Origin of the sequence: Streptomyces sp. NBC_01775 (genome assembly GCF_035917675.1) — a bacterium.
GTDB lineage: Bacteria > Actinomycetota > Actinomycetes > Streptomycetales > Streptomycetaceae > Streptomyces.
This window is the reverse complement of the sequence record NZ_CP109104.1, coordinates 3,567,554-3,586,929: the sequence shown is the minus strand read 5'-3', so window position 1 is coordinate 3,586,929 and position 19,376 is coordinate 3,567,554. Positions and strand designations below refer to the sequence as shown.

Here is a 19,376-nt window from a genome sequence, read left to right as displayed (position 1 = left end):
CGAGCAGTCGGCGAGCGGGCGCGGGCCGGGCGCGGGCGGGGCCCGTACCCAGGATCCGGGCTCAGAGCCGGTGCAGCACCTGGGCGAGCAGCGAACCCATGCGCGCCGCGGAGTCCCGGCCGGCCTGGAGGACCTCCTCGTGGTTGAGGGGCTCCCCCGTCATCCCGGCGGCGAGGTTGGTGACCAGCGAGACGCCCAGCACCTCGGCACCCGCCTCCCGTGCGGCGATGGCCTCCAGAACGGTGGACATGCCGACCAGGTCACCGCCGATGGCCCGGACGTAACCGATCTCGGCAGGCGTCTCGTAGTGCGGCCCGGGGAACTGGACGTAGATGCCCTCTTCCAGCGTCGGGTCGATCTCCTGGCACAGCGCGCGCAGCCGCGGCGAGTAGAGGTCGGTGAGGTCGACGAAGTTGGCGCCGACGATGGGGGAGGTGGCGGTGAGGTTGATGTGGTCGCTGATGAGGACCGGCTGACCCGGGCGCATGCCCTCGCGCAGACCGCCGCAGCCGTTGGTCAGGACTATCGTCTTGCAGCCGGCGGCGACCGCCGTGCGCACGCCGTGCGCGACCGAGGACACGCCGTGGTTCTCGTAGTAGTGGTTGCGGCCGAGGAAGACCAGCGCGCGCTTGTCGCCGAGGGAGTGCGAGCGGACCTTGCCCGCGTGGCCCGCCGCCGTGGGCGGGGGGAAGCCGGGCAGCTCGGTGACGGCGAACTCGTGGTCGGGTACACCCAGCGCGTCCGCTGCGGGGACCCAGCCCGAGCCCATCACGAGGGCCACGTCATGGCTTTCGGCACCGGTCAGCGCCCGCAGCCGCGCTGCGGCCTCGTCGGCGGAACGGTAGGGATCGTCGGGGGTGTGCGTACTGGCAGATGCGTTCACGCGACGAGGGTAGCCCGTCTTCGCCTACGCGCGTAGAAGACCGTCGGAAGTCCGGACGAACCTACGGCCGTCCCCCACAGGACCGCCGCTCCATGTGTACGTTCCCCTTACCGAAAGACGTTCGCCCGGGCCGGGGTACGTTCCCCAGCCGGGAGACGTGTCGGGAAACGCGTCGGGAGACGCGCGACGCGCGGGGAGACGCGCGGGGAGGTGACGCCCCCGCGCCGAAGACGGGAAGCGTGTGCGGCATGTTCGAGTTCGTGGTGGGGGTCGGGCTGCGGCTGCCCGAGGGCGCCGGCACTCTGCGCCCGGGGATGCCGGAGCGCTCCGCGCAGTGGGCGGTGGCCACCCTCGCGGACGTCCGTGAGACCTGGGTGTGCGGCGCGGGCTGGACGTTCACCGCGCGGTACGCCGGACTCACGCTCACCGCCGTCGGCGACACCCGGGACCGCTACGGCCACCAGGAAGACCGTCCGGGCCTGACGGACATCGGCCTCACCCGGGACCCGTACACCCTCGCGGGTCCGTCCGACTGCCCCGTCGTGCTCAACGGCGTCGATCTGTTCGGTCACCCGGCCGACGAGGTCCTCGACGCGCTCGGCGGCCGGCCTCCCGGCCAGGTCCGGCTGCGCCCGGCCGCCGACGGCGGCTATCTGGCGGAGGTCCGCATGTCCGCATGACCGGGCCCCGGCCGGAACCGTCAGTCCCCGGGCCCCGGGCCCGTCAGCAGGGGCGCTTGCGCAGCTCGGTCACATAGTCGTGCGGCGCGCCGGCGGACTCGGCGGCGTCGGCGATGTCGCCGAGGTAGCGGGCGGAGGGCAGCCCGCCCTCATAGCCGTTGAGGACGTAGCACCAGGCGGCCTCTTCGCCGTCGAGGGTGTGCACGCGTACCCGCATACGCCGGTAGATGTCGAGGCCGACACCCTCCCAGCGGTCCATGGAGTCCTCGTCCATGGGCGCGATGTCGTACAGCGCGACGAAGATCTGGGCGCGGGGGGCCTCCACCATGGTGGCCAGGGCGCCGTCCCACCCCATGTGCTCGCCGCCGAAGGTGAGCCGCCAGTCGGTGACCCAGCCCGTGACGCGCAGCGGGGAGTGCGGGGCACGGCGCGCCATGAGCCGCGCGTCGAGGTTGCCGGCGTACGCGGCGTAGAGCGACATGCGATCGAGGGTACGGGAGTGGCCCGCGCCTTCAGCGGCTCCGTACGGGTGTGCGGCACCCGCGCGGGTGCCCCGAGGGCGGCGCCCGGCGCTCGGCGGCCCCGGTCCGGAGCGCCCGCCCGAGCCCGCTGCCTTACGGGCGAGGGACCCCGCCGGGTGGGGGATCGGAGGGTGCGGGACAATGGGGCATGTGACTCGGATCGTGATCATCGGTGGCGGACCTGGCGGATACGAGGCTGCGCTGGTCGCGGCGCAGCTGGGCTCGGAGGTGACGGTCGTCGACTGCGACGGCCTCGGCGGCGCCTCGGTGCTCACCGACTGCGTGCCGTCCAAGACGCTCATCGCCACCGCCGAGGTGATGACCAACTTCGACTCCTCCTACGAGGAGCTGGGCATCCGCGTCGAGGACACCACCCACGACCCCGACGACCCGGCCCGCGTGGTCGGCGTCGACCTCGGCCGGGTCAATCGCCGGGTCAAGCGGCTCGCCCTCGCGCAGTCCCACGACATCACCGCCTCCGTCACCCGCGCGGGTGGCCGGGTGATGCGCGGACGCGGCCGGCTGGAGCCCGGACAGGCGACCGACGGGTCACGCGTAGTGACGGTCACGGCGGCCGATTCCAGCCAGGAGCAGCTGACGGCGGACGCCGTGCTGATCGCCACCGGCGGTCACCCCCGCGAGATCCCCGACGCGCTTCCCGACGGCGAGCGCATCTTGAACTGGACGCAGCTGTACGACCTGGAGGAGTCGCCCGAGGAGCTGATCGTGGTCGGCTCCGGCGTCACCGGCGCCGAGTTCGCCGGTGCCTACCAGGCGCTGGGCTCCCAGGTCACCCTCGTCTCCTCGCGCGACCGGGTGCTGCCCGGCGAGGACCCGGACGCGGCGGCCGTGCTGGAGGACGTCTTCCGCCGCCGTGGCATGAACGTCATGAGCCGCTCGCGCGCCCAGTCGGCGAAGAGAGTGGGCGACCGGGTCGAGGTCACGCTCCAGGACGGCCGTACGATCACCGGCTCGCACTGTCTGGTCGCGGTCGGCGCCGTGCCGAACACCGCCGACATGGGCCTGGAGGAGGCCGGCGTCAAGCTGCGGGACTCGGGCCACATCTGGACCGACCGGGTCTCGCGCACCTCGGCGCCCGGCGTCTACGCGGCGGGCGACTGCACGGGGGTGTTCGCGCTCGCCTCCGTGGCCGCGATGCAGGGGCGTATCGCGATGTACCACTTCCTGGGCGACGCGGTGAACCCGCTGGACCTCAAGACCGTCTCGGCGAACGTCTTCACCGACCCGGAGATCGCCACGGTCGGCTACAGCCAGGCCGACGTCGACAAGGGCGTCATCGACGCGCGCGTCGTGAAGCTGCCGCTGCTGCGCAACCCGCGGGCCAAGATGCAGGGGATCAGGGACGGCTTCGTGAAGCTGTTCTGCCGTCCCGGCACGGGCATCATCGTCGGCGGGGTGGTCGTGGCGCCGCGCGCCAGTGAGCTGATCCATCCGATCTCGATCGCAGTGGACAACAATCTGACCGTCGAGCAGATCGCGAACACCTTCACCGTGTATCCGTCGCTGACGGGCTCGATCGCCGAGGTGGCGCGGCAGCTGCACACCCGGAAGACCGCCGAACCCCACTGAGGCGCTGCGGTGATGAGCCGCTGAGACGGCCCCATTTCCCGCCGGGACGACCGAAGGCGATCCCTTTACCACAAGGCGGGTCGCCGTATGAACAACTTCTGCTAATCGGCGCAAACCGCTGAAAGTAGATGGTCGTTGGCGTTACTGTCAGTTTCGTGTTCGCTGCGGAACGTCGCCAATTGATCCTTGAAATGGTGCGAGCTAACGGGGCTGTCTCGCTCCGTGAGCTGGCCCGCGTCGTCCAGACCTCCGAAGTGACCGTGCGTCGTGACGTACGGGCGCTGGAGGCGGAAGGACTGCTCGACCGCCGTCACGGCGGCGCCGTGCTCCCGGGGGGCTTCACCCGGGAGTCCGGCTTCCCACAGAAATCCCACCTAGCCACCGCGGAGAAGACGGCGATCGCCGACCTCGCCGCGGGCCTCGTCTCCGAGGGCGAAGCCGTCGTCGTCGGCGCAGGTACGACGACACAGGAACTGGCACGGCGCCTGGCGCGCGTCCCGGGCCTGACCGTCGTCACCAACTCGCTCCTGGTCGCCCAGGCGCTGGCGCACGCCAACCGCGTCGAGGTCGTCATGACCGGAGGCACCCTGCGCGGCTCCAACTACGCGCTGGTCGGCAGCGGTGCCGAGCAGTCCCTGCACGGGCTGCGCGTCTCCCGCGCCTTCCTGTCCGGAAGCGGGCTGACCGCCGAGCGCGGGCTGTCCACGTCCAACATGCTCTCCGCGAGCGTGGACCGGGCGCTGGTGCAGGCCGCAGCGGAGGTCGTCGTCCTCGCCGACCACACCAAGCTGGGCGCCGACACGATGTTCCAGACCGTCCCCACCGACATCATCACCCGCCTGGTCACCGACGAGCCGCCCCCGCACGACGACCGCGCGGAGGCGGAGCTTCAGGCCCTGGCCGACCACGGGGTCCAGGTCACTGTGGCCGGTGGCAGCGGTGCGGGCGGCGAGCCACTCCCCGAGACGCGGCCGGCACCCCCGGAGCGGGGCCGCCGGGACGTCCCGATGCCCTCCCCGCGCCGGGGCGGCACCCCACCGGGCGCGACGCCGCCCACCCAGCTACGCGCCTCCGGCGTCTCCCCACGAGTCGCCGACCTGGCCCCCCGTCGCCGCTAGGCGCTCCGCGGGAAGTCCGGTACGCCGTGTGCGGGAGGGTCGCGGCCCGCGCGGCGGAGCCGCATGCTGACACGGCCCCGCGCCCCCTCGGCAGCCGCACCTCCCAGCCTCGGGCCGGGAGGTGCGGACGGGGGGGGACAGCCAGGGCAGGCTAGTCCTTGATCTCGCAGATCACGGCGCCCGAGGACACCGAGGCGCCGATCTCCGCGTGGAGGTCCTTCACCGTGCCGGCGCGGTGCGCGTTCAAGGGCTGTTCCATCTTCATCGCCTCCAGGACGACGACGAGTTCGCCCTCCTCGACCTGCTGGCCCTCCTCGACGGCGACCTTGACGATGGTGCCCTGCATGGGCGAGGCGAGCGCGTCGCCGGAGACCGCGGAGCCGGACTTCTTGGCGGCCTTCCGCCGGGGCTTCCGCGCGCCGCCCTCCACGGCGGCGCGCGCCAGCGGCATGCCCAGTGAGGACGGGAGGGAGACCTCCAGCCGCTTGCCGCCGACCTCGACGACGACCGTCTCGCGGGTGCTCTCGTCCTCGTCGGCCTCGGCGTCGGAGGGCGCGGCGGCGTACGCGGGGATCTCGTTGACGAACTCCGTCTCGATCCACCGGGTGTGGACGTCGAACGGGTCGCCCTCGTGCCCGTGGACCTCGGGCGCGAACGCCGCGTCGCGCACGACGGTGCGGTGGAAGGGGATCGCGGTGGCCATGCCGCTCACCTCGAACTCGTCCAGCGCCCGCGCCGCCCGCTCCAGGGCCTGCTTGCGCGTCGCGCCGGTGACGATGAGCTTGGCGAGCAGCGAGTCCCAGGCGGGGCCGATGACCGAGCCGGACTCGACACCCGCGTCCAGCCGGACGCCGGGGCCGGCGGGCGGGGCGAAGGTGGTGACGGTGCCGGGCGCGGGCAGGAAGTTGCGGCCCGGGTCCTCGCCGTTGATACGGAACTCGAAGGAGTGACCGCGCAGCGCCGGGTCCTCGTAGCCGAGCTCCTCGCCGTCGGCGATGCGGAACATCTCGCGCACGAGGTCGAGGCCGGTGACCTCCTCGGTCACCGGGTGCTCGACCTGGAGGCGGGTGTTGACCTCCAGGAAGGAGATCGTGCCGTCCTGGCCGACGAGGAACTCGCAGGTGCCGGCGCCCTCGTAGCCCGCCTCGCGCAAGATCGCCTTGGAGGCGCGGTACAGCTCCGCGTTCTGCTCCTCGCTCAGGAACGGCGCGGGGGCCTCCTCCACCAGCTTCTGGTGGCGGCGCTGGAGCGAGCAGTCACGGGTGGAGACGACGACCACGTTGCCGTGCTTGTCGGCCAGGCACTGGGTCTCCACGTGCCGGGGGCGGTCCAGGTAGCGCTCGACGAAGCACTCGCCGCGCCCGAAGGCGGCGACGGCCTCACGAACCGCCGAGTCGTACAGCTCGGGGACCTCTGCCAGGGTGCGGGCGACCTTCAGGCCGCGTCCGCCGCCGCCGAAGGCGGCCTTGATGGCGATGGGCAGGCCGTTCTCCTCGGCGAAGGCGACGACCTCGTCCGAGCCGGAGACCGGGTCCTTGGTGCCCGCGACGAGCGGGGCGCCCGCGCGCTGGGCGATGTGCCGCGCGGCGACCTTGTCGCCGAGGTCGCGGATGGCCTGCGGGGGCGGGCCGATCCAGGTGAGCCCGGCGTCCAGGACGGCCTGGGCGAATTCGGCGTTCTCGGACAGGAACCCGTACCCGGGGTGGATGGCGTCGGCGCCCGAATCGGCGGCGGCCTTCAGTACCTTGGCGACATCCAGGTAGCTCGCTGCCGGGGTGTCACCGCCCAGGGCGTACGCCTCGTCGGCCACGCGGACGTGCAGCGCGTCCCGGTCCGGCTCGGCATAGACGGCGACGCTCGCGATTCCCGCATCCTGGCAGGCGCGGGCGACGCGGACAGCGATTTCGCCGCGATTGGCGATGAGCACCTTGCGCACGATGACTCCCTCCTTGAAACAAGCTGAGTTTAGGTACTGGCGACACCTCACGCCGAGCCGCCAAGGGGGGTGAGCTTGCCCACACGGAGTGTCACCCGCCGGTCGCGCGAAAGCGGTCTCCCCCTGTCGTCCCACGGTACGCCGGGATTCCACGGCTATCGGCGGCCGAGGGCATGTGGGCTAGGTCTCTGTGCCGGTGCCAGTGCTGTTGGGCCGCTTTGTTGTGGGATCCCTACGACTCGGTGGGCAAAATTTTGCTTTGCGTCGTTTCCCTTGCCCCCGCTTATACCCGTGAGTAGCGTTCGCGTTGCCGAAAGCATGCACTGGGAGTAACCCCGGCCGGTGCCCAAGTGGCGGCCTCCGCGCACCATTTGACACGGGTGAGGTGGGTCCACCCATGGGGCGGCGGGGACGGATGCGGACGTAAGTGACGGAAGTGGGTGGACGGGGTGGGGCGCAGACGAGCGGTGGCGGCCGTGGCGGCGCTGGTGCTGACGCTGGAGGCGTTCGTACTCGTACTGATCAATCTGTTCCTGGGGAAGGTCGCCGACGCGCAGGAGATGTCCCTGGCGGGCATCGAACCGCGCGCGATGACCGTCTCGGCGTGGATCGGTGCGGTGCTCGTCGGCGGCTATGTGTTCGGCTGCGCGCTGATACTGGCGCGCACGGCCGTCCGCGACAGGGCGCCGCACGGCTTCTTCCGCGTCGTCCTGATCAGCTGCGCCGTCGTCCATGGCCTGCTCGGCGCCTTCTCCATAGGGCTCGTCGGCTGGACCGCGTTCGTCTTCATGATGGTCGTCCTCGGGCTCATCGTCTGGTCGCTGACCTGGTACGCGGAGGCCGAGGAGGCGGCGGCGCCCGACGGGGAAGCCCTCACGCCCACAAGTCGGTGATCTCCACACCCAGTTCGCGCAGCAGCTTGCGCAGCGTGGGCAGCGAGAGTCCCAGCACATTGCCGTGGTCCCCCTCGATCGCGTCCACGAAGGGACCCGAGCGCCCGTCGAGGGTGAAGGCGCCGGCCACGTGCAGCGGCTCGCCGCTGGCGACATAGGCCGCGATCTCCGCGTCCGTCGGCTCCCCGAAGTGGACGGTCGTGGACGCCGTCTCCGAGCGCCGGCCATCCTGCTCCCGGGCTTCGCCCGGCACCCGGGTGTCGATCACACAGTGCCCGGTGTGCAGCACGCCCGCGCGGCCCCGCATGTCCTTCCAGCGGTACGTGGCGTCCTCCTCGTCCGAGGGCTTGCCCAGCGCGTGCCCGTCCAGCTCCAGCACCGAGTCACAGCCGATGACGAGCGCCCCGGCCACCCCCTCGCGTCCGGCGACCGCCGTCGCCTTCGCCTCGGCCAGCACCTTGGCCAGCTCGGCCGGTGTGCTCGCGCTGATGGCGTCCTCGTCGACACCGCTGACGACGACCTCCGGGGCCAGACCCGCCTGGCGGAGCAGCGCGAGACGGGCGGGGGAGGCGGAGGCGAGTACGAGGCGCGTTGAGTTCATGCCGCCATCGTAGGGACCGCGCCACGGCACAAGGATCGGCCGGGTTCAGGAACGGGATCAGGAATAGGCGGCCGACAACAGCAGCAGCATCACCAGCGCCGTCACGGCCAGCAGCACCCAGCCCAGGCGCTCCAACTTCACCTGTGCGGAGTGGAGTTCCTTGGGGGGTTCGTTTCGCGGGTCGGACCAGAGCATGCTTCCGATGGTGGAACGCGAGCCCCCGCCCGCGCCTGAGTACGCGTACTCAGACGCGGACGCGGACCCCACATCTCAGCCTCGCCCCGGCCCCCGGGATCCTCAGCCCGGCCGGAACGTGTTGCGCCACGCGGCGGGTCCGGGCGCCGGCAGCCGGCGCGGGATCGTGCGGGCCGGGTCGGACCAGGCGCTCGGCGCCCGCCGTGCCGGGCTCTCGTCCCCGGCGACGGCCGCCCGTGCCCGGACCACCGCCAGCGCCGCGGCGAGTTCCTCCGGGGTCGGGTTGCCCCGTACGACCTTGATCGGCGGCTCCCGGCGCTCGGCGGCCCCGGTGTCCTCGGGGCCCCCGGTGCTGTCGGGGCCTGCGGTCTCCATCGGCATCACAGCCTCCTCACAGCGGGATGTTGCCGTGCTTCTTCGGCGGGAGCTGCTCGCGCTTGGAGCGCAGCGTGCGCAGGCCGCGGGTGATGTGGCGGCGGGTCTCGGCGGGCCTGATCACCGCGTCGACATAGCCCCGCTCGGCCGCCACATAGGGGTTGAGCAGCGCGTCCTCGTACTCCAGGGTGAGCTGGGCCCGCAGCTCCTCCATCTCTTCCGGGGAGGAGGCGGCCGACAGCTTCTTGCGGTGCAGGATGTTGACCGCGCCCTGGGCACCCATGACGGCGATCTGCGCCGTGGGCCAGGCGAAATTCAAGTCGGCGCCCAGGTGCTTGGAGCCCATCACGTCGTAGGCCCCGCCGAACGCCTTCCGGGTGATCACCGTGATCAGCGGGACGGTGGCCTCGGCGTAGGCGTAGATCAGCTTGGCGCCGCGGCGGATGATCCCGTCGTACTCCTGGTCGGTGCCCGGCAGGAAACCGGGAACGTCCACGAAGGTGATCACCGGCACGTTGAACGCGTCGCAGGTGCGCACGAAGCGCGCCGCCTTCTCACTCGCGTCGATGTTCAGACAGCCCGCGAACTGCATCGGCTGGTTGGCGACCACGCCCACCGACTGGCCCTCGACCCGCCCGAACCCGGTGACGATGTTCGGCGCGAACAGCGCCTGCGTCTCCAGGAACTCCCCGTCGTCCAGGACGTGCTCGATGACGGAGTGCATGTCGTAGGGCTGGTTGGCCGAGTCCGGGATCAGCGCGTCCAGCTCCCGGTCCTCATCCGAGGTCTCCAGATCGGCCTCCTCGGCGTAGACCGGCGCCTCGGACAGGTTGTTGGACGGCAGATAGGACAGCAGCGCCTTGACGTACTCGATGGCGTCCTTCTCGTCCCCCGCCATGTGGTGCGCGACCCCGGAGGTGGTGTTGTGCGTCCGTGCCCCGCCCAGCTCCTCGAAGCCCACGTCCTCACCGGTGACCGTCTTGATGACGTCGGGGCCCGTGATGAACATGTGCGAGGTCTGGTCGACCATCACGGTGAAGTCCGTGATCGCGGGCGAGTAGACGGCCCCGCCCGCGCACGGGCCCAGCACCAGCGAGATCTGCGGGATCACGCCGGAGGCGTGGGTGTTGCGCCGGAAGATCTCCGCGAACAGCCCGAGCGCGGCCACGCCCTCCTGGATACGGGCGCCGCCGCCGTCGTTGATGCCGATGACCGGGCAGCCGGTCTTCAGCGCGAAGTCCATGACCTTGACGATCTTCTCGCCGTAGACCTCGCCCAGGGCACCGCCGAAGATGGTGAAGTCCTGCGAGAACACGCAGACGGGGCGGCCGTCGACGGTGCCGTAACCCGTGACGACCCCGTCGCCGTACGGCCGGTTCTTCTCCAGCCCGAAGTTGGTCGAGCGGTGCCGCGCGAACTCGTCCAGCTCCGTGAAAGAGCCCTCGTCCAGCAGGAGGTGCACCCGTTCGCGGGCGGTCAGCTTGCCCTTCGCATGCTGCTTTTCCACTGCTCGTTCGGAGCCTGCGTGGACGGCCTCTTTGGTACGGCGCTCGAAGTCCGCGAGCTTGCCCGCGGTGGTGTGGCTGTCGACTTCGTCGATGTCGGGGCTGGGCGAGGACATGTTCGGGGGGCTCCTTGCCGTCGCGGTTGCTACCGACCCGTAGGCTATCGGCGTGCCGCCGGTTACGGAGTGCGGCATTGGCCACACTCCCCATGAGCAGGGGCTCCGCCCCTGTGCCCCGTCTTGGGGCTTTGCCCCTTGGCCCCTTGGCCCCTTGGCCCCCTTTGAGGGCTTCGCCCTCTAACCGATGGCCTCGCCGGCCGGGCGTTGGGGCGGCTCCTCCCCCAGACTCCGTCCGGGGGGACCCCCACCCAACGGCCCCCCGCTAGAGGGGCTCCGCCCCCCTAGGACCCCCCGCCCCGTAACAGCGCCTGCTCTTTCGTGATGTTTGTGCCCGCAGGGTAGTCACCGGCCGGTCCAAGGGCCTGGGTCTTGGTGCGACGAGTGAGGTGAAAAGCAGGGTTCAGGTGCGGCTAGGGGTCCTAGGGGGGCGGAGCCCCCAACAACGGCGCGGCACCAAGGGGCACAGCCCCAACAAAAACGGGGCACCAGGGGCGGAGCCCATAGGCTGGGGGCATGCCCTCAAAACGTTGGTCGGACCTGGACCGGCCCCCACTCAACGCGACGGCCCTCAAGAAGGCGCTGGTGGGTGGTGACGGGCTCTGGACAGATCTGGAGGTGGTCGAAGCCATCGGCTCGACCAACACCGAACTGGCGGACAGAGCCCGCAAGGGCACAGCCGCGGCGGGCACCATCCTCGTCGCGGAAGAGCAGACGGCGGGCAGAGGCCGTCTGGACCGCGCGTGGAGCGCCCCACCCCGCTCGGGCCTCTTCTTCTCCGTGCTGCTCAAGCCGGGGCCCACGGCCCACCACTGGGGCTGGCTCCCCCTCCTCGCGGGGGTCGCCGCAGCGGGCGCCCTCGCCCGCGCGGCCGGCGTCGACACGGGGCTGAAGTGGCCCAACGACGTGCTTGCCGTCAGCGAGGGCGAGGAGCGCAAGATCGGCGGCATCCTCGCGGAGCGCGTCGGTGGCGAGCACCTCGTCCTGGGCATCGGCGTGAACGTCACCCTCCGCGCCGAGGAGCTGCCCGTCCCCACCGCGGGCTCCCTCGCCCTCGCGGGGGCCAAGGGCACGGACCGCGACCCGCTGCTGCGCGCCGTGCTGCGGGCGCTGGAGGACTGGTACGGCCGCTGGAGCGCGGCCGACGGCGACCCCTCGGGCAGCGCCTTGCTGGAGGCGTACGCGGCCGGCTGTGTGACGCTCGGCAGGACCGTACGGGCGGAGCTGCCGGGCGGTGACGCGCTGGTGGGGGAGGCCGTCGCGGTGGACGGGGACGGGCGGCTGGTGATCGCCTCGGAACAGGGCGTACAGCACCCGGTCGCTGCCGGTGACATCGTCCATCTGCGCCCTGCGGCCGGACAGTGAGGTAGCGCACAACTGCCGTATGGTGGGCAACCGGCGGTGACATCCGGTGCCACCCGGCACCGGAATTCGCCGCCCAGGGCAGGACCCAGCAAGAGGAACGGAAGGGCCGTGCGCAGGGACGACGCTACGCCGCGATGCCACGCCGCGAGGGGCGCAGGGAGCGGGAAGTGACCGTGAACGAACCGGGCACCCCCGCACGGAGGCCGGCGTCCGCCGCCGGGTCATCGGCCGCGTCGGACAGCGACGGCGGCGGCCCTGGCGGCTCCGCGACCGGCTCGGAGCGGGGTGCGGACTCCGGCCCGGCCGCCGGCTCCGGCCCAGCTTCCGGCGCAGCCCCCGAGCCCTCTTCGGAGCCCGCCCCGGCCTCGGGGGAACACCCCGAGCGGACCGACCCGGCACCGGGTGCCGCCCCCGAAGGCGACGCGGACGGTGTTCCGGGTGCCGATCCGGGCGGCGCGGACGGCGTCCCGGGCGACGGCCCCGGCGCCCAGAGCAGCCCCCCGCACGGCGGACCGGATGGACCAGGCGACGACGAAGACGAAGAGGGCGACGTCCCCGAGGACGACACCGACCCCAGCGCTCTGCGCATCGAGGAGCTGATCCTCGGCTCCGACCGGCAGTACACCCCCTTTCAGGCGGCGCGCGCGGCGGGCGTCTCCATGGAGCTGGCCTCCCGCTTCTGGCGGGCGATGGGCTTCGCCGACGTCGGCCAGGCCCGCGCGCTGACCGAGGCGGACGTGCTGGCCCTGCGGCGGCTGTCGGGCCTGGTGGAGGCGGGGCTGCTGAGCGAGACGATGGCCGTCCAGGTGGCGCGCTCCACCGGCCAGACCACGGCGCGGCTCGCCGACTGGCAGATCGACTCCTTCTTGATGGGGCTGACCGAGCCGCCCGAGCCGGGCATGACCCGCAACGAGGTCACCTTCCCGCTGGTGCAGCTGCTGCTGCCCGAGCTGGAGGAGTTCCTGGTCTATGTGTGGCGCAGGCAGCTCGCCGCCGCCACCGGCCGTGTCGTCCAGGCCCAGGACGACGAGGAGATGGTCAACCGGCGGCAGGCCATCGGCTTCGCCGACCTGGTCGGCTTCACCCGGCTGACCCGGCGGCTGGAGGAGGAGGAACTGGGCGAGCTGGTCGAGGCGTTCGAGACCACGGCCGCCGACTTGGTCGCGGCCCACGGCGGGCGGCTCATCAAGGCGCTGGGCGACGAGATCCTCTACGTCGCCGAGGACGCGGGTACGGCCGCCGAGATCGGGCTGCGGCTGATCGAGACCATGGCCAACGACGAGACGATGCCGGAGCTGCGCGTCGGGATCGCCTTCGGGACGATGACGACGCGGATGGGCGACGTGTTCGGCAACACCGTCAACCTCGCCAGCCGGCTCACCTCGATAGCGCCCAAGGACACGGTGCTGGTCGACGGCGCCTTCCGGGCCGAGCTGACCGGTTCGGGCATGGCTCCCGAGTCGGAGAAGGAGAGCGAGGACCTGTCCGGGTACCGCTTCGCGCTCCAGCCGCTCTACCAGCGTCCGGTGCGTGGCCTGGGCGTCGTCGAACCCTGGCTGCTGCGCCGCCGTCCGGCCTCCTGAGCGGTGCGTGCCGCCGTATCGTGAGCCCCATGGATCACAGCGAGCAGGTGTTCGGGGAGTGGGTGCGGGTCCGCAGGGACGGGCACGTGGCGGAGCTGGTGTTGGACCGGAAGGGCGCGATGAACGCGGTCTCGACCGCGTTCGCCGAAGCGCTCGCCGAGGCGTGTGCCGCGCTGGCCGCCGATGACGGCGTCCGGGCCACGGTTCTGACCTCCACACACGAGCGGGCCTTTTGCGTCGGCGCCGACCTGAAGGAGCGCAACGCGCTCAGCGACGCCGAGCTGGGGGCCCAGCGCCCGCGCGCCCGCGCCGCCTATACGGGGGTGCTGGAGCTGCCGATGCCCACGATCGCCGCCGTGCACGGCTTCGCGCTGGGCGGCGGCTACGAACTCGCCCTGTCCTGCGACCTGATCGTCGCCGACCCGACGGCGGTCGTCGGGCTGCCCGAGGTGTCCGTGGGCGTCGTCCCCGGTGGTGGCGGTACGCAGCTGCTGCCGCGCCGGGTGGGTGCGGCGCGGGCCGCCGAGCTCATCTTCAGCGCCCGCCGCGTCGAGGCGGCCGAGGCGCACACCCTCGGCCTGGTCGACCAGCTCGTGGGGCAGGGCGAGGACCGGGCCGAGGCGCTGGCGCTCGGGGCACGGATCGCCGCGAACTCCCCGGTCGGGCTGCGCGCCGCCAAGCGCGCGCTGCGCACCGGCTGGGGCATGGAGCTGCGCGCGGGCCTGGAGGTCGAGGAGGCGGCCTGGCGCAGGGTCGCCTTCTCCGGCGACCGGGCCGAGGGCGTCGCGGCGTTCAACGAGAAGCGGACGCCGCGGTGGCCGGGGATCTGAGGCGGCACAGACAACAGGGTTTGCCGAGGCTGTGGAGGGTTACAGGGGCAGCCTGCGGTGCTCGGTCGTCGCGTCGTCGTGCGGCGGGGGGCCGCCTTCGAGGAGCTGGCTTCTTCGCATGGCTGTCGAATAGCTGTCTACGAGGAGTTATCTACGGGGGGTGAGGTAAACCCCTGAGATCTGTGCGGCAGAACGGGGCGAACCCTCCTAACCTTGACAACATGGGCCGAATGGGAGAGGACGCGGACGCGCGGCTGTGCGCGGTCGTCGGGCTGTCCCAGGCCATGGCGGCGGCCCAGACCTCGGCGCCCGCGACCTCGGCCCCGCATCCCGACGAGGCCACCGGGCCACTCCCGCACCGGGACCTCGCCCACGCCGCCGCGCTGGGCGCCTGCGAGGCGATGGACGGCTCCTTCGCCTCGATATCGGTCTGGGAGCGCGACCGGGGGCTGCTGCGGGTGCTGACGAACGTGGGGGAGCGGGCACCGGACGAGGCGGAGTTCCCCGAGGACGAGTCCTATCCCGTCCACGCCTTTCCCGAGATCACCGAGTTCCTGCACGAGGAGTGGGCGGGCGGCGGCATACCGAACGCCTGGACCGAGACCCGCGAGGGCCCCGGTCACCGGCGGGCCGAGGCACTGCGCCGCCGGGGCCGGGGCTCGTGCGTGGTCGCGCCGATCGTGCTGCACGGGCGCGCCTGGGGCGAGCTGTATGTGGCACGCGGTGCCACCGCTCCCGCCTTCGACTCCGGCGACACCGGTTTCGCCACCGTGCTGGCCGCGATCATCGCGGCGGGCATCGCCCAGAACGAGCGCCTGGAGGAGGTACGCCGCCTCGCCTTCACCGACCCCCTCACCGGGCTCGCCAACCGCCGCGCGATCGACGCCCGGCTGGACGAGGCGCTGGAGGTCCACCGCGACCTGGGCACCGTCGTCAGCCTCGTCGTCTGCGACATCAACGGCCTCAAGCGCGTCAACGACGCACACGGCCACGAGGCCGGCGACCGGCTGCTGGAGCGCTTCGGCGGCGTCCTGTCCCTGTGCGGCGCGATGCTGACCGGGGCGCTGGCCGGACGGCTGGGCGGCGACGAGTTCTGCCTGCTCGCCGTCGGGCCCACGGCCGACGAGGTGGTGCGCGCCGCCGACGAGCTGTGCCGCCGGGCGGCCGAACTGGAGCTGGGCGAGGGCGTCGCCTGCGGGGTGGCCTCCACCGGCGACCCGGTCGGCGAGGTGCGCTCGGCCCGCCGCCTCTTCCGCCTCGCCGACGCGGCGCAGTACCGCGCCAAGGCCCTCCGCTCGGCCAAGCCCGTCGTGGCCGGACGCGAGGGCCCGCCCGACGAGGACCCCACGCTCCGCCTGGCCGCGACCCCGGCTCCGCCCCGGCCACCCGAACGCCGCCGCTTCCGGAACCGTTAGCCGAAGGTCGTCAGCCGAGGGACTCCGCCAGCACCTCGCGCAGCCGTGCCGCGAACCGGACGGGGTGCTCGGTGACGCCGATGTGCCCGCCGGGGAACGCGCGGACGGGCGCGCCGACGCGCCGGCCCAGCTGCTGGACGAGGTCGGCCAGCGGCGTGCCCCGCGAGTCCTCGCCCACCGCGAGCACGAGCCGGTCGGACGCCGCTTTCAGCTCGCCCAGTTCCGGGGTGTGGTGGGTGAACGGATACAGGATGTGCCGCAGGAAGTAGGCGCTGCCGGCGTGCATCCGGGCCAGGAACTCGGGGTCGAGGGGCGGCTGGTCGTGCGGGGCTTCGTGGCTCGCGTCGGTGCTCCGCCCGGTGTCCCGGGCCGGGTCCCGCTCGGTGTCCCGCGCCGCCAGGCCGGCGGCCAACTTGGCGAACGCCGGTCCGGTGCCCTCCCGTACGGCCGTGTCGCGAACATCCTCGAACAGGGCCAGCAGCTCGGCCGGCTCGGGCAGGGCGCGGGCCAGTGGCGGCTCGTGCGCGATCACCCGGCGCAGCCGGCCGGGGTGGCGGGCCAGCAGGCCGAGCGCGGTGATGCCGCCCGAGCTGGTGCCGAAGACGGCGGCTGGCTCATCGGGCGACAGCAGGTCGATCAGCCGGCGCGCGTCGGCGGCGTGCACCTCGACCCGCTGGTCCTCCGCCGGCCCGTCCAGCGGGCTGCGGCCGGGGCCGCGCGCGTCGTAGGAGGCGACGGTGAAGCGGTCGGCCAGGGCGGGTGCGACGTGGTCGAAGACGGCCCCGTCGCCCGAGCCGCCGGCTATCAGCAGCAGCAACGGGCCCGCGCCCCGTACCTCGTAGCGCAAGGTGGCGCCGGGTACGGGCAGGGTTCCGACGAGGGGCGCGGCGGCCCCTGCGGACTGGTCGATCATGATCTCCCTCTCTTGGCGCTGCGGTTCTTCGTGCTGCCGTTCTTCGTGCTGCGGCTCTTCTGGTTGCCGTTCTTCGTGCCGCGGTTCTCTGTGCCGCGCTTCTTTTGCGTTGGGTGTGCCGGGTGTGCCGGGGCCGCTCTCGGCCAGTGCTCCAGGAGCAGGTGCAGGGCCTCCAGGCCCCGTTCCCAGGAGGCGTCGATCTTCCGGGGGGCTCCGAAGCCCGCCCGCGTCTCCAGGTCCGCGTAGCCGTGGAAGGTGCTGCGCAGCAGCCGCCCGGCGTCGGTGAGGTCGGGCTCCTCCAGGCCGTAGGCGCGCAGCATTCCGTGGGTGAGTTCGACGCTGCGGCGGTGGCCGGGCGACTCGGCGGCGACGGCGGGGTCGATCGGGAGCTGGCCGGCGGCGTAGCGGCCCGGGTGATCCAGTGCGTAGCCGCGGTAGGCATGGGCGAAGGCGATCATGGCGTCCTTGCCCGCGCGGCCCACGACGGCGGCGCCGATGCGGTCGGTCATCTCGCCGGCGGCGAGCACGGCGATCCGCGTCCGCAGGTCGTCGAGCCCGTTGATGTGGGAGTAGAGGCTCGCGTCCTTGACGCCGAAGCCGCGCGCCAGCGCGGAGAGGGTGACCTTGTCCAGGCCCACCTCGTCCGCGAGATCGGCCGCCGCCGCCACGATCCGCTCCACGGTCAGCCCCGCACGGCCCATCCGCCCCCACCTCCGAAACCGCCGTCCGCCCTGACAGAAGGACTCTAAAGCTAGGGCTCCTAGGCAGCTACCTATTTATCCTAGGGGGTTCAGCGGCGGGCCGGGACGATCGTGACAGATCGCAATTCACTCACTAGGGTTCGTGAATATGAATATGCACACTGTGGTGGTGGGGGACGCGGGGACCACTCCCGAGGAGGTCCTCGCCGTCGCCCGCGGGGGCGCCCGCGTCGAGCTGCACGAGGACGCGGTCCGGGCGCTGCGCACCGCGCGCCGTTTCATCGACGAGCTGGCGGCCAAGCCGGAACCCGTCTACGGCGTCTCCACCGGCTTCGGCGCCCTGGCCGTGCGCCACATCGGGCCCGACCTGCGGGCCCAGTTGCAGCGCAACATCGTCCGCTCGCACGCCGCCGGAATGGGCCCGCGCGTCGAGCGCGAGGTGGTGCGCGCGCTGATGTTCCTGCGGCTGAAGACCCTCGCCTCGGGCCGCACCGGCGTACGTCCCGAGGTCGCGCAGACCATGGCCGACGTGCTCAACGCGGGCATCACCCCCGCCGTGCACGAGTACGGCTCCCTCGGCTGCTCAGGAGACCTCGCGCCCCTGTCCCACTGCGCCCTCACGCTCATGGGAGAGGGCGAGGCGGAGGGGCCCGACGGCACCCTGGAGCCCTCCGGCGAACTGCTGGCCCGGCACGGCATCGAGCCCGTCGAACTGCGCGAGAAGGAGGGGCTGGCGCTCCTCAACGGCACCGACGGGATGCTCGGCATGCTGCTGATGGCCTGCGCCGACCTCGCGCGGCTGTTCACCTCCGCCGACATCGCCGCGGCCCTCTCGCTGGAGGCGCTGCTCGGCACCGACCGGGTCCTGGCCCCCGAGCTGCACGCCATCCGCCCGCACCCGGGCCAGGCCGCCAGCGCGGCCAACATGCTGAAGGTCCTGGACGGTTCGGGTCTCACCGGCCATCACCAGGACGACGCGCCCCGCGTCCAGGACGCCTACTCCGTGCGCTGCGCTCCCCAGGTGGCGGGCGCCGGACGCGACACCCTGGCCCACGCGCGCACCGTCGCCGAACGCGAGCTGGCCGCCGCCGTCGACAACCCGGTGGTGCTCCCCGACGGGCGCGTGGAGTCCAACGGCAACTTCCACGGCGCGCCCGTGGCCTACGTCCTCGACTTCCTCGCCGTCGCCGTCGCCGACCTCGCCTCCATCGCCGAGCGCCGCACCGACCGGCTGCTCGACAAGAACCGCTCGCACGGCCTGCCGCCGTTCCTCGCGCACGACGCGGGCGTCGACTCGGGGCTGATGATCGCTCAGTACACGCAGGCGGCCCTCGTCAGCGAGCTGAAGCGCCTGGCGGTGCCCGCCTCGGCCGACTCGATCCCCTCCTCGGCCATGCAGGAGGACCACGTCTCCATGGGCTGGTCGGCGGCGCGCAAGCTGCGCACCGCGCTCGACGGGCTCACCCGCGTCGTCGCCGTCGAGCTGTACACGGCGACGCGCGCCGTGGAACTGCGCTCCGCCACCGCCGGCCTCACCCCGGGCGGGGCGGCGCGGGCCGTCGTCGCCGCGCTGCGGGAGGCCGGGGCGCAGGGCCCCGGCGAGGACCGCTTCCTGGCCCCGGACCTGGCAGCCGCCGAGGAGTTCGTCCGCTCGGGTGCCCTGGTCGCCGCGGCCGAAGCGGCCACGGGCCCGCTGGTGTAGTCCCGGTCCGGGCCGTCCGGGACCACGCGGGCCCGTCGACCCGCGGCGGGCTCCTATTTCCCTGCCGGCGCGGCCTTGCCGTGGTCGGTCTGCTGGTGGTCGGTCTGGGTCACCGCGCCATGCTGGGGGGCCGGGTGGGCCGGTCTGTCGGGGGTGGCGTTGGCTGTGGGGACGAACCACAAGGCGCACAGGACGCCGCCGGCCGCCGCTGCGGTGGCCAGTGGACGCCGGTGGGCTGACAGCTTGGAGAGTCCGGCTCCGGACACGTTGAAGGCCCCTCCTGGGTGCGCGTCGGTACGAGGTGCGGCTGTCGTCGGGGAAGGCGAACTGCCCGCACGCAGGCAGATGTTACTGAGCTGCCGGGGTCATGGGGAAGCCGTGCTTCCGCTCACTTCGGCGCATGACCGGTGCGTGGCCGGTGCATGACCGGTGTCTGGCGGGTGCGTGGCCGGTG

The 19,376-nt window shown here is 72.6% G+C and carries 19 protein-coding genes; 9 read left to right on the top strand and 10 right to left on the bottom strand.

Features of this window, described 5'->3' with window-relative positions; translation table 11 throughout:
• Positions 1 to 61: 61 nt before the first annotated feature.
• On the bottom strand, positions 62 to 883 hold the full coding sequence (locus OHB04_RS15955; protein WP_326807672.1) for a purine-nucleoside phosphorylase: 822 nt from the start codon (positions 881 to 883) through the stop codon (positions 62 to 64).
• A 248-nt stretch (positions 884 to 1,131) separates the two neighbouring features.
• On the opposite strand from OHB04_RS15955, the gene OHB04_RS15950 reads away from it, so the two are divergent.
• Positions 1,132 to 1,563, top strand: a complete 432-nt coding sequence (locus OHB04_RS15950; protein ID WP_326807671.1) for a hypothetical protein — start codon at positions 1,132 to 1,134, stop codon at positions 1,561 to 1,563.
• Between the two features lie 43 nt (positions 1,564 to 1,606).
• Here the strand turns inward: OHB04_RS15950 and OHB04_RS15945 are convergent, their stop codons facing one another.
• Positions 1,607 to 2,044 carry a gamma-glutamylcyclotransferase gene (locus OHB04_RS15945; RefSeq protein WP_326688352.1) on the bottom strand — a complete coding sequence of 146 codons (438 nt, stop codon included), beginning with the start codon at positions 2,042 to 2,044 and terminating at the stop codon, positions 1,607 to 1,609.
• Positions 2,045 to 2,225: 181 nt separating this feature from the next.
• Here OHB04_RS15945 and OHB04_RS15940 point away from each other — a divergent pair, with 181 nt between their 5' ends.
• Positions 2,226 to 3,674, top strand: coding sequence for an NAD(P)H-quinone dehydrogenase (locus OHB04_RS15940; protein ID WP_326688351.1), 1,449 nt, complete (start codon positions 2,226 to 2,228; stop codon positions 3,672 to 3,674).
• A gap of 128 nt (positions 3,675 to 3,802) precedes the next feature.
• Positions 3,803 to 4,792: a DeoR/GlpR family DNA-binding transcription regulator gene (locus OHB04_RS15935; protein WP_326688350.1), complete on the top strand. Its 990-nt coding sequence runs from the start codon at positions 3,803 to 3,805 to the stop codon at positions 4,790 to 4,792.
• Positions 4,793 to 4,943: 151 nt separating this feature from the next.
• Here OHB04_RS15935 and OHB04_RS15930 read toward each other — a convergent pair whose 3' ends face one another.
• The gene (locus tag OHB04_RS15930) at positions 4,944 to 6,728 is read right to left on the bottom strand and encodes an acetyl/propionyl/methylcrotonyl-CoA carboxylase subunit alpha (RefSeq protein WP_326688349.1); all 1,785 of its coding nucleotides are present in this window, start codon (positions 6,726 to 6,728) and stop codon (positions 4,944 to 4,946) included.
• A 449-nt stretch (positions 6,729 to 7,177) separates the two neighbouring features.
• Here OHB04_RS15930 and OHB04_RS15925 point away from each other — a divergent pair, with 449 nt between their 5' ends.
• Positions 7,178 to 7,621: a hypothetical protein gene (locus tag OHB04_RS15925; protein ID WP_405805240.1), complete on the top strand. Its 444-nt coding sequence runs from the start codon at positions 7,178 to 7,180 to the stop codon at positions 7,619 to 7,621.
• Here the strand turns inward: OHB04_RS15925 and OHB04_RS15920 are convergent.
• The 4 genes from OHB04_RS15920 to OHB04_RS15905 form a co-directional block, all read right to left on the bottom strand.
• Positions 7,602 to 8,222 carry a Maf family protein gene (locus OHB04_RS15920; RefSeq protein WP_326688347.1) on the bottom strand — a complete coding sequence of 207 codons (621 nt, stop codon included), beginning with the start codon at positions 8,220 to 8,222 and terminating at the stop codon, positions 7,602 to 7,604. The genes OHB04_RS15925 and OHB04_RS15920 overlap by 20 nt on opposite strands.
• A gap of 57 nt (positions 8,223 to 8,279) precedes the next feature.
• Positions 8,280 to 8,417 carry a morphogenic membrane protein MmpB gene (mmpB, locus tag OHB04_RS15915; RefSeq protein ID WP_326688346.1) on the bottom strand — a complete coding sequence of 46 codons (138 nt, stop codon included), beginning with the start codon at positions 8,415 to 8,417 and terminating at the stop codon, positions 8,280 to 8,282.
• Positions 8,418 to 8,519: 102 nt separating this feature from the next.
• Positions 8,520 to 8,720: an acyl-CoA carboxylase subunit epsilon gene (locus OHB04_RS15910; protein WP_326692761.1), complete on the bottom strand. Its 201-nt coding sequence runs from the start codon at positions 8,718 to 8,720 to the stop codon at positions 8,520 to 8,522.
• Between the two features lie 88 nt (positions 8,721 to 8,808).
• Positions 8,809 to 10,413: an acyl-CoA carboxylase subunit beta gene (locus OHB04_RS15905; protein WP_326688345.1), complete on the bottom strand. Its 1,605-nt coding sequence runs from the start codon at positions 10,411 to 10,413 to the stop codon at positions 8,809 to 8,811.
• A gap of 516 nt (positions 10,414 to 10,929) precedes the next feature.
• Here OHB04_RS15905 and OHB04_RS15900 point away from each other — a divergent pair.
• From OHB04_RS15900 to OHB04_RS15885, 4 genes are all read left to right on the top strand, one after another.
• Positions 10,930 to 11,778: a biotin--[acetyl-CoA-carboxylase] ligase gene (locus OHB04_RS15900; protein WP_326807670.1), complete on the top strand. Its 849-nt coding sequence runs from the start codon at positions 10,930 to 10,932 to the stop codon at positions 11,776 to 11,778.
• A gap of 167 nt (positions 11,779 to 11,945) precedes the next feature.
• On the top strand, positions 11,946 to 13,361 hold the full coding sequence (locus OHB04_RS15895) for an adenylate/guanylate cyclase domain-containing protein (protein ID WP_326688343.1): 1,416 nt from the start codon (positions 11,946 to 11,948) through the stop codon (positions 13,359 to 13,361).
• Between the two features lie 29 nt (positions 13,362 to 13,390).
• Positions 13,391 to 14,191, top strand: coding sequence for an enoyl-CoA hydratase/isomerase family protein (locus OHB04_RS15890; RefSeq protein ID WP_326688342.1), 801 nt, complete (start codon positions 13,391 to 13,393; stop codon positions 14,189 to 14,191).
• A 221-nt stretch (positions 14,192 to 14,412) separates the two neighbouring features.
• The gene (locus OHB04_RS15885; protein ID WP_442814857.1) at positions 14,413 to 15,606 is read left to right on the top strand and encodes a diguanylate cyclase domain-containing protein; all 1,194 of its coding nucleotides are present in this window, start codon (positions 14,413 to 14,415) and stop codon (positions 15,604 to 15,606) included.
• 10 nt (positions 15,607 to 15,616) lie between these two features.
• Here OHB04_RS15885 and OHB04_RS15880 read toward each other — a convergent pair whose 3' ends face one another.
• Complete coding sequence (locus OHB04_RS15880) at positions 15,617 to 16,519, bottom strand: alpha/beta hydrolase (RefSeq protein ID WP_326688341.1); 903 nt, start codon at positions 16,517 to 16,519, stop codon at positions 15,617 to 15,619.
• Positions 16,516 to 17,220: a TetR/AcrR family transcriptional regulator gene (locus OHB04_RS15875; RefSeq protein ID WP_326807669.1), complete on the bottom strand. Its 705-nt coding sequence runs from the start codon at positions 17,218 to 17,220 to the stop codon at positions 16,516 to 16,518. Before OHB04_RS15875 ends, OHB04_RS15880 begins: the two co-directional genes overlap by 4 nt.
• 154 nt (positions 17,221 to 17,374) lie before the next feature.
• On the opposite strand from OHB04_RS15875, the gene hutH reads away from it, so the two are divergent.
• Complete coding sequence (gene hutH / locus OHB04_RS15870) at positions 17,375 to 18,922, top strand: histidine ammonia-lyase (RefSeq protein WP_326692759.1); 1,548 nt, start codon at positions 17,375 to 17,377, stop codon at positions 18,920 to 18,922.
• 53 nt (positions 18,923 to 18,975) lie between these two features.
• Here the strand turns inward: hutH and OHB04_RS15865 are convergent, their stop codons facing one another.
• Positions 18,976 to 19,188, bottom strand: coding sequence for a hypothetical protein (locus OHB04_RS15865; RefSeq protein ID WP_326693140.1), 213 nt, complete (start codon positions 19,186 to 19,188; stop codon positions 18,976 to 18,978).
• Positions 19,189 to 19,376: the final 188 nt, after the last annotated feature.

Bases quoted from the DNA above. Each gene is read 5' to 3' on its own strand.
- OHB04_RS15940 (WP_326688351.1), top strand. From the start codon at position 2,226: ATGGGGCATGTGACTCGGATCGTGATCATCGGTGGCGGACCTGGCGGA.
- OHB04_RS15950 (WP_326807671.1), top strand. From the start codon at position 1,132: ATGTTCGAGTTCGTGGTGGGGGTCGGGCTGCGGCTGCCCGAGGGCGCC.
- mmpB (WP_326688346.1), bottom strand. From the start codon at position 8,417: ATGCTCTGGTCCGACCCGCGAAACGAACCCCCCAAGGAACTCCACTCC.
- OHB04_RS15880 (WP_326688341.1), bottom strand. From the start codon at position 16,519: ATGATCGACCAGTCCGCAGGGGCCGCCGCGCCCCTCGTCGGAACCCTG.
- OHB04_RS15875 (WP_326807669.1), bottom strand. From the start codon at position 17,220: ATGGGCCGTGCGGGGCTGACCGTGGAGCGGATCGTGGCGGCGGCGGCC.
- OHB04_RS15920 (WP_326688347.1), bottom strand. From the start codon at position 8,222: ATGAACTCAACGCGCCTCGTACTCGCCTCCGCCTCCCCCGCCCGTCTC.
- OHB04_RS15890 (WP_326688342.1), top strand. From the start codon at position 13,391: ATGGATCACAGCGAGCAGGTGTTCGGGGAGTGGGTGCGGGTCCGCAGG.
- OHB04_RS15905 (WP_326688345.1), bottom strand. From the start codon at position 10,413: ATGTCCTCGCCCAGCCCCGACATCGACGAAGTCGACAGCCACACCACC.
- OHB04_RS15935 (WP_326688350.1), top strand. From the start codon at position 3,803: ATGGTCGTTGGCGTTACTGTCAGTTTCGTGTTCGCTGCGGAACGTCGC.
- hutH (WP_326692759.1), top strand. From the start codon at position 17,375: ATGCACACTGTGGTGGTGGGGGACGCGGGGACCACTCCCGAGGAGGTC.
- OHB04_RS15945 (WP_326688352.1), bottom strand. From the start codon at position 2,044: ATGTCGCTCTACGCCGCGTACGCCGGCAACCTCGACGCGCGGCTCATG.
- OHB04_RS15885 (WP_442814857.1), top strand. From the start codon at position 14,413: ATGGGCCGAATGGGAGAGGACGCGGACGCGCGGCTGTGCGCGGTCGTC.
- OHB04_RS15900 (WP_326807670.1), top strand. From the start codon at position 10,930: ATGCCCTCAAAACGTTGGTCGGACCTGGACCGGCCCCCACTCAACGCG.